This is a genomic window from Corynebacterium sp. p3-SID1761, assembly GCF_055862885.1.
Genome location: NZ_JBSQBJ010000005.1, coordinates 41,628 through 56,964, shown reverse-complemented (window position 1 = coordinate 56,964; position 15,337 = coordinate 41,628). Strand labels below are relative to the sequence as shown.

Annotated in this window: 11 protein-coding genes; 6 read left to right on the top strand and 5 right to left on the bottom strand. The window is 60.3% G+C overall.

Going from position 1 to position 15,337, the window contains the following annotated elements; genetic code table 11:
• The first annotated feature begins 59 nt into the window (after positions 1–59).
• From ACWXWJ_RS04395 to ACWXWJ_RS04385, 3 genes are read left to right on the top strand one after another with little or no spacing between them, the layout of a single operon-like run.
• A complete protein-coding gene (locus tag ACWXWJ_RS04395) occupies positions 60–1,268 on the top strand; it encodes a cysteine desulfurase family protein (protein ID WP_448307515.1) in 1,209 nt (402 codons plus the stop codon).
• A gap of 43 nt (positions 1,269–1,311) precedes the next feature.
• Positions 1,312–2,505, top strand: a complete 1,194-nt coding sequence (gene mnmA / locus ACWXWJ_RS04390; protein WP_408925477.1) for a tRNA 2-thiouridine(34) synthase MnmA — start codon at positions 1,312–1,314, stop codon at positions 2,503–2,505.
• A gap of 8 nt (positions 2,506–2,513) precedes the next feature.
• On the top strand, positions 2,514–3,542 hold the full coding sequence (locus ACWXWJ_RS04385) for a uroporphyrinogen decarboxylase/cobalamine-independent methonine synthase family protein (protein ID WP_473963671.1): 1,029 nt from the start codon (positions 2,514–2,516) through the stop codon (positions 3,540–3,542).
• A 7-nt stretch (positions 3,543–3,549) separates the two neighbouring features.
• On the opposite strand, the gene ACWXWJ_RS04380 is transcribed toward ACWXWJ_RS04385, so the two are convergent.
• From ACWXWJ_RS04380 to ACWXWJ_RS04370, 3 genes are all read right to left on the bottom strand, one after another.
• A complete protein-coding gene (locus tag ACWXWJ_RS04380) occupies positions 3,550–4,392 on the bottom strand; it encodes an aldo/keto reductase (RefSeq protein WP_473963670.1) in 843 nt (280 codons plus the stop codon).
• Between the two features lie 65 nt (positions 4,393–4,457).
• The gene (gene ligA, locus ACWXWJ_RS04375; protein WP_473963669.1) at positions 4,458–6,515 is read right to left on the bottom strand and encodes an NAD-dependent DNA ligase LigA; all 2,058 of its coding nucleotides are present in this window, start codon (positions 6,513–6,515) and stop codon (positions 4,458–4,460) included.
• Between the two features lie 25 nt (positions 6,516–6,540).
• Positions 6,541–8,436 (bottom strand): vWA domain-containing protein, encoded by a 1,896-nt coding sequence (locus ACWXWJ_RS04370; RefSeq protein ID WP_473963668.1) that lies wholly within the window; start codon positions 8,434–8,436, stop codon positions 6,541–6,543.
• A gap of 336 nt (positions 8,437–8,772) precedes the next feature.
• On the opposite strand from ACWXWJ_RS04370, the gene ACWXWJ_RS04365 reads away from it, so the two are divergent.
• The gene (locus ACWXWJ_RS04365) at positions 8,773–9,447 is read left to right on the top strand and encodes a 3'-5' exonuclease (protein ID WP_293789849.1); all 675 of its coding nucleotides are present in this window, start codon (positions 8,773–8,775) and stop codon (positions 9,445–9,447) included.
• A gap of 36 nt (positions 9,448–9,483) precedes the next feature.
• On the opposite strand, the gene ACWXWJ_RS04360 is transcribed toward ACWXWJ_RS04365, so the two are convergent.
• Entirely contained in the window at positions 9,484–10,821 is a 1,338-nt protein-coding gene (locus ACWXWJ_RS04360; protein WP_473963667.1) for a hypothetical protein, read from the bottom strand.
• A 564-nt stretch (positions 10,822–11,385) separates the two neighbouring features.
• Between ACWXWJ_RS04360 and ACWXWJ_RS04355 the strand changes: the two genes are divergently transcribed.
• Both ACWXWJ_RS04355 and ilvA read left to right on the top strand, forming a co-directional pair.
• Positions 11,386–12,903, top strand: a complete 1,518-nt coding sequence (locus ACWXWJ_RS04355; RefSeq protein WP_473963666.1) for a cation:dicarboxylate symporter family transporter — start codon at positions 11,386–11,388, stop codon at positions 12,901–12,903.
• A gap of 90 nt (positions 12,904–12,993) precedes the next feature.
• Complete coding sequence (gene ilvA / locus ACWXWJ_RS04350) at positions 12,994–14,565, top strand: threonine ammonia-lyase, biosynthetic (RefSeq protein ID WP_473963665.1); 1,572 nt, start codon at positions 12,994–12,996, stop codon at positions 14,563–14,565.
• Between the two features lie 46 nt (positions 14,566–14,611).
• On the opposite strand, the gene ACWXWJ_RS04345 is transcribed toward ilvA, so the two are convergent.
• On the bottom strand, positions 14,612–15,280 hold the full coding sequence (locus tag ACWXWJ_RS04345; protein ID WP_293789855.1) for an ACT domain-containing protein: 669 nt from the start codon (positions 15,278–15,280) through the stop codon (positions 14,612–14,614).
• Between the last annotated feature and the right edge of the window lie 57 nt (positions 15,281–15,337).

Here is a 15,337-nt window from a genome sequence, read left to right as displayed (position 1 = left end):
AGGATCTAGCTCCCATGACCCTGAAGCATCCGAATTCGAGAAACAAGTAGGGTAGGGGCGTGAACGAGACAAACCACGCAGCGAGCGCGCAAGGGCGCCTGTATGTGGACAACGCAGCATCCCAGGCCTTGCGCCCCGAAGCGCAGGAGGCGATGGAGCGAGCCGCAAGTCTGCTGAACCCTGCAGGCCAGTACAAGACCGGCCGCGAAGCCCGCCGCAGCCTTGAGGAAGCCCGCGAACAGATCGCAGAACTCCTCGGCGCGGATGCAGCAGAGGTAATCTTCACCGGCTCCGGCACGGAGGCGGATAATATCGCCATTCAAGGGCTCGCATTTGGCTCGAAGGCTCATCGGGGTGCGCACGTTATCGCCAGCTCCGACATCGAGCACCCCGCCGTAGTCGAGTCCGTCGACTGGCTTACCATGGGGCCGCTCGATCTGAGCTTTGACCGTGCCGTTCTTCCTGTGGACGCCACCGGTCGCGTCCGCGCCGAAGAGTGGATAGCCGGTCTAGAAGGCGGCGCGGACACACCTAGCGACCTGGCGCTGTTGACTTGCATGTGGGCCAACAATGAAACCGGCGCGATCCAGCCGGTGCAACAACTGGCGGAGTTCGCCCGGGAGCACAACGTTCCCTTCCACACCGACGCAGTGCAGGCAATCGGCCATCTGCCAGTCGACTTTCATGCCCTCGGTGCCACCACACTGGCCGCAAGCGCCCACAAGTTCGGCGGCCCGAAGAACACCGGTTTGCTGCTTGCCCGCCGAGATGCGGACATCCTGAGCCCCGTGCGTGGAGGCGGACAGGAGCGAAAGCTCCGTTCCGGCACTGTGAACGTCCAGGGTGCGGTGGGATGTGCGGCCGCGCTGGCGTCATCAATAAAGGAACTAGACCAAGCAACCGCCAGAATGCGCATCGCGCGCGAGACGCTCCGGGCGGCGGCGCAGGAGATCGACGGAGTACGGATCTGGACGCCTGAGGACGGCGCGCTGCCCGGGCACCTGCACATGAGCTTCCCTGGCGCCGAGGGCGACTCGCTGATCATGCTTTTGGACGCCGCCGGGGTGGACGCCTCGACGGGCTCGGCATGCAGCGCCGGGGTGAACCGCGCCAGCCACGTGCTCACTGCCATGGGAGTTCCCGTAGATGTGGCCCGAGGCGCGCTGCGACTCACCATCGGTGCGGACATCGCCGATGAGCAAGTCGAATACCTGGCAGGAATCTTGCCGCGCGTGGTCGAACAGGCGCGTGCCGCCGGAATGGCCTAACCGGAATGGCCTAATCCACCGGAACGCGAGTAGGGTGCCACTCATGCGAGTAGTAGCAGCAATGAGTGGCGGTGTAGATTCCGCCGTGGCAGCGTCCCGAGCGCTCGAAGCCGGGCACGAAGTGATCGGTGTGCACCTGGCGCTTTCCCAATCTCCGGAGGCCGTGCGGGCAGGTTCGCGCGGATGCTGCTCCCTGGAAGATTCCGCGGATGCGCGTCGCGTAGCAGACAAACTGGGGATTCCGTTCTACGTGTGGGACTTCTCCGACCGCTTCAAGGCAGACGTAATCGACGACTTCGTGGATTCCTACGCTATTGGCGAAACCCCGAACCCGTGCCTGCGCTGTAACGAGAAGATCAAGTTTGAGGCACTGCTGGATCGCTCCATCGCACTGGGCTTCGATGCCGTGGTAACCGGCCACTATGCCCGCTTGCACGATGGCGTGATGCGCCGCGGAGTGGATCCCAACAAAGACCAGTCCTACGTCCTAGGCGTGCTGACCGACGAGCAATTAGCGCATTGCATGTTCCCGGTTGGAGACACAATTAAGCCGGAGATCCGCGAGGAGGCGAAAAGCCATGGCTTCGGCGTGGCCTCCAAGCCAGATTCCCACGACATCTGCTTCATCCCCGACGGGCAAACGCAGGCCTTCTTGGGCAAAAAGATCGGCCTGCGCCCGGGGCTAATGAAGGATCAGGACGGTTCCACCGTCGCCGAACACGAGGGCGTATACGGATTCACCATCGGCCAGCGCAAGGGGCTGGGGCTGCCACGCGAAGGTCTGGATGGAAAGCCGCGCTATGTAACGGATATTGACGCCGCCACGGGCACCGTAACCGTCGGTCAGCGTGACGACCTACGCATCGGCGGGATCACGGCAGATCGTCTGAAGCGCCTGGACCCTTCCGTACACGGTCGCGAGTTTGAGTGCGAGGTGCAGGTTCGTGCGCATGGAGGGGTAGTGCCCGCCACCGCACGACTGGTCGACGACCCGGAGGGGATCACGCCGGCAGGGCGCGTCAAGAAGGACGGCGAGAGCCCATGGCGCCTGGAGCTAGAACTGCATGAGCCACTGCAGGGCGTGGCGCGCGGGCAGGCGGCAGTGGTCTACCAGCCGGATGCAGATGGTGACATCCTATTGGGCAGCGGCACCATTCGTGCCACCACGCCGTGGAGCAGCGCAGGTGCGGCGGATACAGCTCCTGTTGAGTCTGCAGCGCCTGCAGCAGAGGCGTAGCGCGAACTATGGCAGATGACGCAACGCAACCCGAGCCCATGGGGCGCCTGGGTTGGTGGGAAAACACCGTCACGGACCACGCGGATCTGCGCGCCGCCGCCCAATCCGCACTCACCCGCACGTGCGACGTGGATGAGGATACGGGCGTGCCGCCCACCCTGTCGCTTCCGCGGTGCGGACGGGCAGGGGATCTCACGGCGCTGTCTGCCAGCTTTGCTCAGCTGCCGATTCGCGCGAACCCGCGCGGCTGGGAGCTGACTGCCCACCCTAGCCTCGAGTCTCGCCGCATGGACGGCTGGGTGCGGGAGGCCTCGGACATTGCCGAGGAGTTGCTTGCGGGGAAAACCGAGCGGCTGATGCTGCACGTCACTGGTCCGTGGACGTTTGGCGCGGACGTGGAGTTCCGCGGCCATCCAGTGCTGCGCGACCGTCCGGCGTTTAAAGACTGCGCGTTGCACCTGGGCTTTGGTGCGGAACAGATCACCCGCACACTGTCGGCCACGCTTGGCTGCGAGGTGATTGTAGCCCTGCACGAGCCACGCGTCTGCGAAGTCATGGGTGGCTTGCCCGGAGCCACGCGTTTCGAGACCATTCCCGCCGTCGACCGCGAGTTCATCTATGGAGTGTGGCAGCGCTTCCAACAGCAGGTTGGGTGCCCCGTGGTGTTGGACACGGACTCTTTTATCGACGACGCCCTCTCGCACGCGCCCGGCTTCCACCGCATCGTGGTACCGGTGGATCAGTTGCTTACGACTGGGGGAAAGGATATGGTCGGCGGGATGCTCGGGCGTGGTCAGGGGATCGGTTGGGCAGTGTCGCCGACGGGCACGCCGGGGACTGGCTCGGATGCGGCAGGGGAAGCCGCCGGGGCGATCGCCCGTGCCGTGTTGCGTCAGTGGGAGCAATGGACACTTCCCGCCGATCAACTGCCGAATTTGGTGGACATTGTGGTGCCCGAGGGGAAGCGTACAGCGGCGCAGGCCTCCGTGGCCGCCGCCCGCGCTCGCCACGCAGCAGCATTGCTCTGGCGTAACTGATGCCGTGCTAGAACTCTTCGTAGACTGCCGGATCCTGGTTCTTGCGGCGCCCATCAGGACGTCCCAGTGCAGTGATGGCCTCGATCTCCTCATCACTTAGGGAGATGTCCAACGAGTCGAGGTTCTCGCGTTGCCGATCCGCCGAGGAGGCCTTCGGGATTGCCAACACCCCGCGGCCACGGTGCCAGGCCAAAACGACCTGTCCGGCAGTTGCGGAGTGGGCGTCCGCAATATCGGCAATGACTGGCTCCTCCAAGACCGCGCCGCGCAGCAGTGGCGACCAAGCCTGCGTGACTATACCCAGCTCGCGGTGTACCGCAACGGCCTCGACCTGTGGGAAATGCGGGTGTAGTTCGATCTGGTTGACCACCGGATATTCACCCGTGGCCGCGTGCACGGCCTCCAAGTGTTCGGGCAGGAAATTGCATACGCCGACGTGCCGGATGAGCCCGCGTTCGCGCAGCTCTAGCAGCGTTTCAAACGCCTCGACGTAGTGCCCCTGGCGCGGGTTCGGCCAGTGGATCAGGTGCAGGTCGATGCGGTCTAGCCCCAAGCGAAACAGGGATTCTTCGACGGAGGCGACAGCTTCGTCATGCCGCTGGTAACGTCCAGGCAGCTTGGAGGTGACGATCACGTCGTCGCGGGAGATAACGGCTGCGGAGGCGTCGGTGCCGGTCGCTGCGCGGATGCCCGCGCCAACTGCGCCTTCGTTCTCATAATTGTAGGCCGTGTCGATCAATCGATAGCCTGCGCGGATGCCCGCTGCCACGGAGTCCGCGCCGGCCTGGCCCTGCATCTTGTACGTGCCTAGCCCGATTTCTGGAAGGGATAGTGCTGACTTCTTAGTCATCGTTTCCTCACTTTCGACTCTGTACACTCAACTCTTTTGATGCCCCGCTGATAACTGATGGCCTGTTAGCTGCCCGCGTTACCCGGAGCGCCGCTGTCCAGAAGCTTCTTGAAACCATCCTCGTCCAGCACCGGTACCCCCAGATCCTGCGCCTTCGTCAGCTTCGAGCCAGCCTTTTCTCCCGCAACCAGGAAGTCAGTCTTCTTTGATACGCTGCCCGCCGCCTTACCGCCGCGTGCCTCGATGGCCTCCTTCGCCGCCGTGCGATCGAAATCCTCCAGCGATCCGGTGACCACGATCGTCAGACCCTCCAGGAGCGCCGCATTCATGCCTTCGGCTGCGCCGGACGCATCCGCGGCCTCCTGGTGCATCCGCACACCCGCGGCGGCCCAGCGCTCCACAATGCGCTGGTGCCAATCCACGGAGAACCACGCGGAAATGGATTCAGCGATCGTCTCACCAACCCCGTCGATCCCGGCCATGTCCTCCACCGTGGCTGTGGAAATATCCTCCACGGAAGCGAACTGCTTAGCCAGCGCCTTGGCTGCGGTGGGGCCGACGTGCCGGATCGACAGCGCGACCAGCACCCGCCATAGATCTGCCTCCTTCGCGGCCTGAAGCTTCTCCAACAAAGTCTCGCCGGACTTATTCAACCTCCCGGCTTTCGTTGCATAGGAACTGGTCTTTTCCAGATCCTCCGGGCTCAAGTCGAACAGCTCCGACTCATCCGCCAGCACGCCGGAGTGGATCAGATCGTAGGCGCCCTTTTCCCCCAAAGCGTCGATATCAAACGCCTTGCGGGACGCCAGATACGTCAGCCGCGTATGCAACTGGCCAGGGCAATATTGAGTGTTAGGGCAGCGCCAGTCGGCGTCACCAACCTTCGAGGGAGCCAACCGCGTGCCGCACTCGGGGCAGAACGTCGAGAACAGGAAAGGTCGCTCTGTACCCGTGCGCTTGTCCTCGACCGGGCCCAGCACCTCCGGGATGACCTCGCCGGCCTTGCGGATGGTGATGGTATCGCCGAGCATCACGCCCTTGCGGTGCGCCTCCGTCGGATTGTGCAGCGTGGCCATCGAAACCGTGGAACCAGCAACATACTTGGGCGCCATGACGGCATAAGGTGTGGCGCGCCCTGTGCGGCCAATGCCAACGCGGATGTTATGCAAAGTGGTCATGGCCTCTTCTGGCGGGTATTTGTAGGCGATCGCCCACCGCGGGGCACGGCTGGTGTGGCCCAGTTCCAACTGCTCGTCCAGGGAATCGACCTTGACGACCAACCCATCCATTTCGTGCGCCGCATCGTGCCGGTGGTTGCCCCAGTACTCAACCTGCTGCTGGACCTCCTTAGCGGAGTGGACCTGCTTGGTATGAGGGCTCACCGGCAGCCCCCACGCAGCGATCGCGCGGTATGCATCGTGCTGTGAAGCGGGGGAGAAGCCCTCGCGTGCACCGATCCCGTGGCAGATCAACTTCAGGGGACGCTTGGCCGTATCCGCGGAATTTTTCTGCCGCATGGCACCGGCGGCGGCATTACGGGGATTCGCGAACATCTTTAGGCCCTCGGCCTGGCGCTGTGCGTTCATCGTGGCGAAGTCCTCGACGTCGATGAACACCTCGCCGCGAATCTCTACCAGTTCGGGGACGGGGAATTCATCGGTGCCGTGGAGAGTGTCCGGGATATCGTCGAGGGTTCGTGCGTTGTGAGTGATGTCCTCGCCCGTCGTACCATCGCCGCGGGTCAGCGCAAGCTCCAGCTTGCCCTTGATATACAGCAGATTTATCGACGCCCCGTCGATCTTCAACTCCGTCAGGTATGTCCTCGCGGGCGTGCGATCCAGCCAGCCGGCGAGTTGCTCAGTGTCGAAAACATTGTCCAAGCTGAGCATCTGCTCGCGGTGGTTTACGTTTCGAAACGGGCTGCTGGTGGGTGGCGCCGGAGCGACCTCTTCGGTCGGGGACGGCCCGGTGACGACTTCAGGATGCGCCTGCTCCAGGGCTTTGAGTTCCTGCAGCAGGGCGTCGAAGTCCGCGTCCGAGATTTCCGGATCGCCGTAGTAGTAGAGCTGCCGGTGGTGGCGCACCTGGTCAGCGAGTTCTTGCCAGCGGGAATGAGTACTCACCCCCGCTAGTCTACTTGCGGGATATTTACTTGCGGCGGACGGCGGTGAAGTAGACCGCCACGGCAGCGATCAGGATGATCGCCAGGATTGCCAGGCCGACGTACAGCACGGTGTTGCTCTGCGAGGTGTTCTCGATGTCCTTCGCCTGTGCGTCGGACTTGTCCTCGTTACCGGCGTTGGCGCTTTCGGCGCTTTCGCCACCGTTGTCGTTGTTTTCCTCGTTGCCGGCGGGCTCGAGGGTTGGCTCTGGTCCGGGCTCTAGAGGTTGACGCCATTCCGGTCCATCGACCTTGTTGCCTTCCAGGGCAGTGGACAGGCGGAACTCGATGTCCTTATCCTGCTTTCCGTTGTCGCTGTACCCCTCAAGGGTGACCATCACGTACCACTGACCCGCATCCGAGGCTTCCTGATGTTTCACGTTTTCTTCGCGGTTGCGGTAGAAGACATAAGGCGTGTCTACGGCTAGTGCGGTGGTGGGGACATCTTTATCGAGGGAATTGATGTTGTTCTCTGTTGTAAATGTTCGGAGGGGAGAAGCGACGTAGATGTCACCATTGCGGGAATCATCGGTTTGCTTTTTATCGAATTCCACTTCTGCGATGGGGCGCTGACCCCAGTCGACGTTCATGCGATAGAACTTTGTTTCGCCTGGTACCAGTGTGTCGGATACAGTGCCCGGGGTGATTTCGGTGGCCTGGTTGTAGGAGAGGCCACCGGGGGTCGGCTTCGGGTCAGTGTGTGGCACCTTGACTTTGGACCTGTCGTCGCCCTCCGGGATTTCTCGATCATTTTCCGGACCTGCCTCGGCGCCATCGACCTGGGGCGGGAAACCAACCATGATTTCGACTGGCAGATCGTGATCAATGCCGGTGCCAGAATGATTGAGTTTCACGCGATACTTCGTCGGATCACATCCGTCCTCCGGAGTGATGGTTACGGTCTCCCCTTGTGGTGGCCCCGGCCAATCAGACCCACCGTAGTAGCCAGAACCGCTGTCATTACAGGTTTCGTTCTTGTACTCGACGTCTGCGTTGTAGTAGATGGTGTCGCCGCCCTCGAAACCAACGGGCACCAGGTTTGCGGTGACCTGAGCTGTCTTTCCCTCCGGGATGCTCAGGCTGAACCACTTATCATCGCCGTCCTCGTTGCTGCCGCGTGCAGCGGGCAGGGTGCTTTGGTAGAGGCCTTCGCCCAGGTAGAAACCAGAGGTAGCGTCGTCGGATAGCTGGACGGGGGTGCCTGCGGAATCATATTCTCCGGCGACGCGTTGCGCGACGTCGCTGAGGGCTTCTTGGAGTGCATCCGTGTCGTCGGCAGAGGAATAGGTGCCGCCGGAGACCTCGGAGATGCATTCGAGTTCCTTTTGCGCTTTGCTGTCGACTTTGAAGCCGACCGTGTGGATGGCTAGGTCGATGCCATCGCCAGCGATGTCTTTCGCTACTTCGCAGACTGGTGGTGGGGCGCAAGTGTCGATGCCATCAGAGACGAGGATGATGTTGCGTGTTCCAGAGTCTCCGAGTTCGGCGGCTGCTTTCTTGATGGCGTTGCCGATGGGGGTGTAGCCCTTGGGAGCGAGTTCGTTGATCTTGCCTTCCAAATCCTCGGGCTTGTTTTTGCCTAGGGGCGCCAGCGTGGTGATGTCTTTGCAGCCCTTTTCGCGGTTGTCAGGAGCGTTGGATTCCTTGGAGCCGTAGGCGATGACGGTGGTCTCGGTTTTGTCGGCCAGAGTTTTCACCGTGTCGTTGGCAGCCTTCTTGGCTGCGTCCATGCGGGTTTCACCGTTGCCAGCATCTTTTTCGGCCATGGAGTCTGAGGCGTCGAGAACGACAGCGACCTTGCCATCGCCGTCGCCACCAGCGTTGCCGGAGTTTTCATTGTCTTCGGCGTTCGCGTTGACTGCGAGGATCGGCAGCAGCGCCATGATAGTGAGGAAAGCGAGCACCGCCGCAGCAAGCCGTCCTGTACCAGGCCTTTGTTTCACTTTTATCTGGTGAGCAGATTTAACTTCGTGCACGGGGAATCAGCGCCTTTCTGGTTTGGATATGCCGTTTAGTTGCTGGCTTAGCCTGAGAGAGTTTTTCCTTACGAGGGTATGACGCTTCACGGCAACGCAATGTTCCCGATGCGTGGAAAGTTCCTGTGAGAAATCTCCCAATCTGGGTAGAAATCCTAGGGAACATCGATAGATTCCGCAGGAAAAGGACTCTTTCCTTCGGGTGTTCAGGGGGTGTCCGGCGCTCGTTATAAAGTGGTCGACATGACTGCACCGCATTTTGATCCGGCACACATGTTGAGCTTTGACTTGGAAACCACCGGCGTAGATCCAAAGACAGCCCGCATCGTTACCAGCGCCCTGGTGACGATCAAAGGCAAGGAAAGAAAAGACCTAGAGATGCTGGCTGATCCGGGCGTGGAGATTCCGCAGCAGGCTTCTGATGTGCACGGCATCACTACCGAGTACGCCCGTGAGCACGGCGAAGACCACGGTGAAGTGCTGGCAAAAACCATCGAAGGAATTCGGGAGGCCTGGCGCGCCGGAGCCACATTGATCGTCTACAACGCCGCCTACGACCTCAGTGTGTTGCGGGCATTGGAGCCCAGCTTTACCGTCGACGGGCCAGTGTTCGACCCCTATGTTGTTGATAGGGCGAAGGATCAGTATCGCAAAGGCAAGCGCACCTTGGAGAGTGTGTGCGAACACTACGGTGTGAGTTTGGATAACGCTCACGAGGCGACGGCGGATGCGGTGGCCGCTGCCCGCGTGGCGTGGATGTTGGCGCGGAAATACCCCGAGCTGACACAAATGGCAGCAGATGAACTGATGCTCTCCCAGGCTACCTGGTTCTACGAGTCCCAGAAGGGGCTGCAGGAATGGTTCCAGAAGAAGGGCAGGGACGTGCCCGTCAACACCGCCTGGCCACTAGCGGAGTAGCGCCACCGGCGGCGTAGCGCTACTGGCGGAAAATCGCTACTGACGGCGAACGGCGGTGAAGTAGACCGCCACAGCAGCGATCAGGATGATTGCCAGGATTCCGAGGCCAACGTACAGCACGGCGTTGCTCTGGGAACTGTTCTCGTTTCCGGAGCTGGCGCTATTGGCACTTTCGCCGCTATTGCTGTTGTTTTCGTTGCTTGTGGGCTCGAGGGTTGGCGCCGGACCGGGCTCTAGGGGTTGACGCCATTCCGGTCCATCGACCTTGTCGCCTTCCAGGGCGGTGGACAGGCGGAACTCGATTTCCTCGGACTGCATGCCGTTATCACTGCCTCCATCAAGCGAGACCATCACGTACCACTGGCCAGCTTCCTTGGCATCGCCTTGGGATGAGCTTCCTTCGCCATTGCGAAAGAAGACATAGGGCGTGCCTACTGCGCGGGCGGTAACTGGAAGATCCTCATCAAGAGATTCCGAAGACGAATATGACGTTTGAACACGTCGCGGAGAAGCGACGAAGATTTTTCCACTGCGGGAATCATCGGTCTGCTTCTTATCGAATTCCACCTCTGCGATGGGGCGCTGGCCCCAGTCGACGTTCATGCGGTAGAACTTTGTTTCGCCTGGAACTAGGGTGTCAGAAACGGTGCCTGGGGTGATCTCGGTCGCCTTGTCATAAGACAGGCCACCAGGGGTCGACTTCGGGTCGGTGTGTGGCACCTTGACCTTGTCCTTGTCATCGCCATCCGGGGCTTCTCTGTCGTTTTCCGGACCGGCTTCGGCACCGTCGACTAGAGGCGGGAAGCCGACGACAATTTCCACCGGGATTTCGCCGTCAAAGCTGCTACCCGCAGAACTGATATTCACACGGTATTTCGTCGGGTCGCATCCATCCTCTGGAACAATTGTTATAGTTTCCGCCTCCGGTGGATCGGGCCAGCTATTTGAAGTGGAATAACCACTGACTTCGTCACTGCACGAGTCGTTTTTATATCCCACCCGGGTGCCGTATGAGGCTGAATCGTCCTTAGCGGATCCCAGGGGAACAGCATTGACGGAGATCACAGCTTTCCTCCCTTGAGGGACGCTGATGTTGAACCACTTATCGTCACCATCATCTCCGCTGTTGCTGGATCCGGGCACGGTGCTTTGGTACAAACCCTCGCCTAGGTAAAACGCGTCGGTGGCATCGTCGGATAGCTGGACGGGTGTACCTGCAGCTTCATAAACTCCGGCGACTCTGCTTTCGTCGGCGGCGTTCGCGTTAACGGCGAAGATCGGCAGCAGAGCCATGCCGGTGAGAAACGCGAACACTGCAGCAGCGAATCGCCAAGTTTGTGGAAGCTGATGGGTCTTTGCTTGAGGAGCCCGCACGAGGAACTAGCGCCTTTCTGGGTCTGTTGGTGTTCTATAGGGATGGGATGAAGCGTGGCCACGCAATGTTCCCAACGTGAAAAAGTTCTCCACTGCAAAGAATCAATGCTGAAAAGAAACAATGCTGTGGAGAATCAATGCTAGGGAGAACACTAGGGAACGATTCACCTTTTCGCAGGAAAAGGCTTCTGCTTCGTACCCTCAGGGGGTACTGCTCGCTATAAAGCGCCTTATTTAGCTGCGCTGCACTATGGCGCTGCACAGTGCTCCAGCAGCTCCAGCAGCTCCAGCAACCATTTATTCGGACTTCCTTCTAAGAAAAGGCAGGTCAACACTGTCCGCCCGCTGGACGAAAATCCTCGGGGAAACCTATCGCTTTCTCTATTTGTTTCTTATCTTGGTGAAGTAGCACAATAAAGGTGTTGAGGTTAACTCCTGCGTGGTTTTTGTGACGCCCACACGGCTCCCACCGAGCCCCATGGCTGTTGCGGACTGACAAGGGGGAAAAGATCAGCACTTTCAAGAGTCCATCTCATAGACATCGAAATGGGGCACTAGGGATCCATGAACGACAAGCACAATCCCCAGGGCGCAGACCACAATGCGGATCACGAAAACGCGCAGCAGCATGACGTTGATCACCACGTCACCGAGCAAAAGGCGCAGGAAGTAAAAGCTTCGTTGGGGGCTGCGGTAGCTAGCTCCCCGCAGATCGCGGAGCCGAAGAAAGAGAAGAAAGACAACACACACTGGCTATACATCGGCGTGATCGTCGCCGTGATCGCCGGCATCATTTTCGGCCTCGTGGCACCCGATGTCGCAAAGGGGTTCAAAGAGCTCGGAACCACCTACGTCACGCTGATCAAAATGATCATCCCGCCGGTGATCTTCTGCACGATCGTGCTGGGAATTGGCTCGGTGAGGTCTGCGGCGTCAGTAGGCAAAGCAGGAAGCATGGCACTGGCCTACTTCATCACGATGTCCACCTTCGCCCTCGCAGTAGGCCTAGTCGTGGGAAACCTGCTGCAGCCGGGCGAAGGGCTGAACATTGGAAATACCGGTGGCTTCGACGCCAAAAAAGGGCAAGAGACCGGGTTCGTGCAAAGCATCATTCCTGAAACCTTCTTCAGCGCCTTCACCTCAGGCAAGATTCTGCAGGTACTGCTAATCGCCCTGTTGGTCGGCTTCGCAACGCAATCCATGGGCAAGGCCGGCGAGCCGATCCTGGGCTTCGTGGCCGCTCTGCAGAAGCTGGTCTTCAAGATCCTGTCCTGGATCCTGTGGTTGGCCCCGATCGGCGCGTTTGGTGCGATGGCTGGCGTAGTCGGCGGCACTGGTATTAAGGCAGTGCTGCAGCTCGGTATCTTGATCCTAGGCTTCTACATCACCTGTATCATCTTCATCTTCGTGATTCTGGGAACCATCTTGCGAGTCTTCACTGGCTTCAATATTTTCAAGCTGGTGAAGTACCTGGGGCGCGAGTACCTGCTTATCTTCGCTACCAGCTCCTCTGAGTCCGCGCTGCCGAACCTGATGCGCAAGATGGAACACGTCGGCGTGGACAAGTCCACGGTCGGAATCGTCGTGCCGACGGGCTACTCCTTCAACCTGGACGGCACCGCGATTTACCTGACCATGTCAGCCATCTTTATTTCGGACGCCATGAACGTGCACCTGAGCATGGGGGATCAGATCAGCTTGCTGATCTTCATGATTATCGCCTCCAAGGGTGCCGCGGGTGTGTCCGGCGCGGGTATCGCAACCCTGGCTGTCGGTCTGCAATCGCACCGTCCGGAGCTGTTGGACGGCGTGGACATCATCGCTGGCATCGACCGCTTCATGTCTGAGGCCCGCGCCCTGACCAACTTCTCCGGTAACGCAGTGGCCACTCTGTTGGTTGGCAAGTGGACTCACACCGTGGATAAGGAACAGGTCAAGCGCGTGCTCAACGGCGAGGATCCATATGTTGGAACCGCAGATGACCATGATGTCGACCTCAAGTACCCGTCGGTGAAGAACCCCGCAACGGATCACCTGCAGCCCACCCCGCAGGTAAACCTGGACGACTACCGTCAGCAGTAACTGCAGTCGTGCAAACCCGTCTGCCGCAGAGGTGCGGTGGACGGGCACTGCCGTGTAAGGGGGATCACCGGCAGGACTATACTGAAGCGCATGTCACATGAAGCTTCACAAGCCCCCGCTGCCACGGAATCTACTGCCACCGGCGCGGACTATCTGAAGAAAATCGTTTCCGCACCCGTGTACCGCGTGGCCAAAAACACCCCGCTTGAGTACATGGACACGCTGTCGAAGCGCAGTGGAAACGAAATTCTGGTCAAGCGCGAAGACTTGCAGCCCGTGCATAGCTTCAAGATCCGCGGCGCATTCAACCGCATGGCACAGCTCACGGAAGAAGAGCGCCGCCGCGGAGTCGTCGCCGCCTCCGCCGGAAACCATGCACAGGGCGTGGCACTATCCGGCACGGAACTGGGAATCCGCACTGTCATTGTGATGCCGGAGGTCACCCCCAGCATCAAAATCGACGCAGTGCGCAGCTTCGGTGGGGAAGTACTGTTACACGGCGCTAACTTCGACGAAGCCAAGGCAAAGGCCATGGAACTATCCGACCAGGAGGGCATGGTCTGGGTCGCCCCGTTCGACGACGAGGCGGTCATTTCCGGGCAGGGAACCGCTGGCCTCGAAATCTTCCAATCCCGACCGGACGTTGACCGCGTGTTCGTACAGGTCGGCGGCGGTGGTTTGGCAGCGGGCGTAGCCGTGCTTCTCAAAGAACTGAACCCCAAAATTCAGGTCATCGGAGTGGAGCCGGAAGAATCCGCCTGCCTCACCCAAGCCCTCGCAGCAGACCAACCCGTTGCCCTCGACCACGTCAGCCTCTTCGCCGAAGGCGTAGCCGTCAAACAAATCGGCGCAGAGACATTCCGCCTCTGCCGCGACTACCTCGATGACGTGATCACCGTAAGCTCCGACGAGATCAGTGCTGCCATCAAGGACATCTTCGACGACACGCGAGCCATCGCCGAACCCGCCGGCGCCGTCGCACTGGCGGGGCTGAAGCGCTATGTTGCTACCCACAAAATTCAAGACGAAACCCTGGCTCACGTCCTCTCCGGTGCGAATGTGAACTTCCACTCCCTGCGCTATGTCTCCGAGCGTGCGGAAATCGGTGAGGGTGGCGAGGGCATCTTCGGCGTGACAATTCCCGAGCGCGAAGGTGCGTTCCTCGAGTTCTGCAAGATCCTCGGCCAGCGTTCCGTCACAGAGTTCAGCTACCGAGTCGGCCAGCGTGGTGGGGAAGAACCAGCCCGAATCTTTGTGGGCGTCAAACTGAAAAACGGCGAGGAGGAGCGCAAGGGCATCGCCGCGGATCTCAGCAGCGCAGGTTATGGAGTGGTCGACCTCTCCGACGATGACGTCGCCAAGGAACACGTGCGCTACATGATCGGAGGCACACCCGGTCAGCGCGTTGACGAGACCGCGTATAGTTTTGAATTCCCCGAGCACCCCGGCGCACTATTGCGCTTCCTGGAAGTGCTGGGAACCCGTTGGAATATCACCGGCTTCCACTACCGCAGTTTCGGCATGGACTACGGTCGCGTGCTAGCGGCGTTTGAGGACGTATCCGGCGATATCGAGTTCCAAGCACACCTGCAGCAGCTGGGATACCACGCGACCGATGTGACGGATAGCCCGGCGTATAACTTCTTTATCCGCAGCCAATAGTGCCGGCGGGCTGCCGGCGGGCACAGTGGCTATCTAAAGACAGTGGCTAACTAAAGAACGCCCCAAAGATAGCGCCGAGCTGCCGCAGGTGTTCTACCTCGCTAAGCAGAAAGTCCGGCCCGCCCGGGCGGCCGACTATGAGCAGTAAGTCAGTTCCCTTGATTGGCGTTCCCGCCAACGCGGACTCCATCACAACCCAGTTCTCGGGAATCCAATCCTCGCGCTCTGGGTTCAACACGCGGGCCTCGGTTAGTGGCGGGTGGTCGAGTTCAAGCCCGTTATCCTCCGGGGCGGCGGAGGAGGCAGCTACCCGGTGCGTTCGTGGCGACGTATCCAACACCAGCGCCCAGCCCGCCGTCATGGAGCGTGGCAGATCCTGCATCATGATCTCTAGCGCTTCTTGTAGTTGACGCCGCTTTTCCGCCACTCCAGACAGCATCTGAATCTGGCCACGTCGGTCGATCTTGCCGGAAAAAGGTCTGATCGAATCGACATAGAAGCCATCGAGCTCCTGCGTGGCGGTGATGAGACTATCCGGCAGATGTCCCGAGGGGATGGAAACGACAATGTCGTCGATGACGGAGTCCGGATCATCCTCCGCTGGTCCGACGATATCCACGCCACGAATATCGCCGCCGACAGTCCCCAGTGCCATGGCTAGCAAGCCAAGGGATCCGGGGGAATCAGGCATACGGACACGCATGAGGAAAGACATGGAACCGATACTAGCGCCACCTGAAGTCCACGGGGGCAGGTTGGCTTGGCTAGAGTA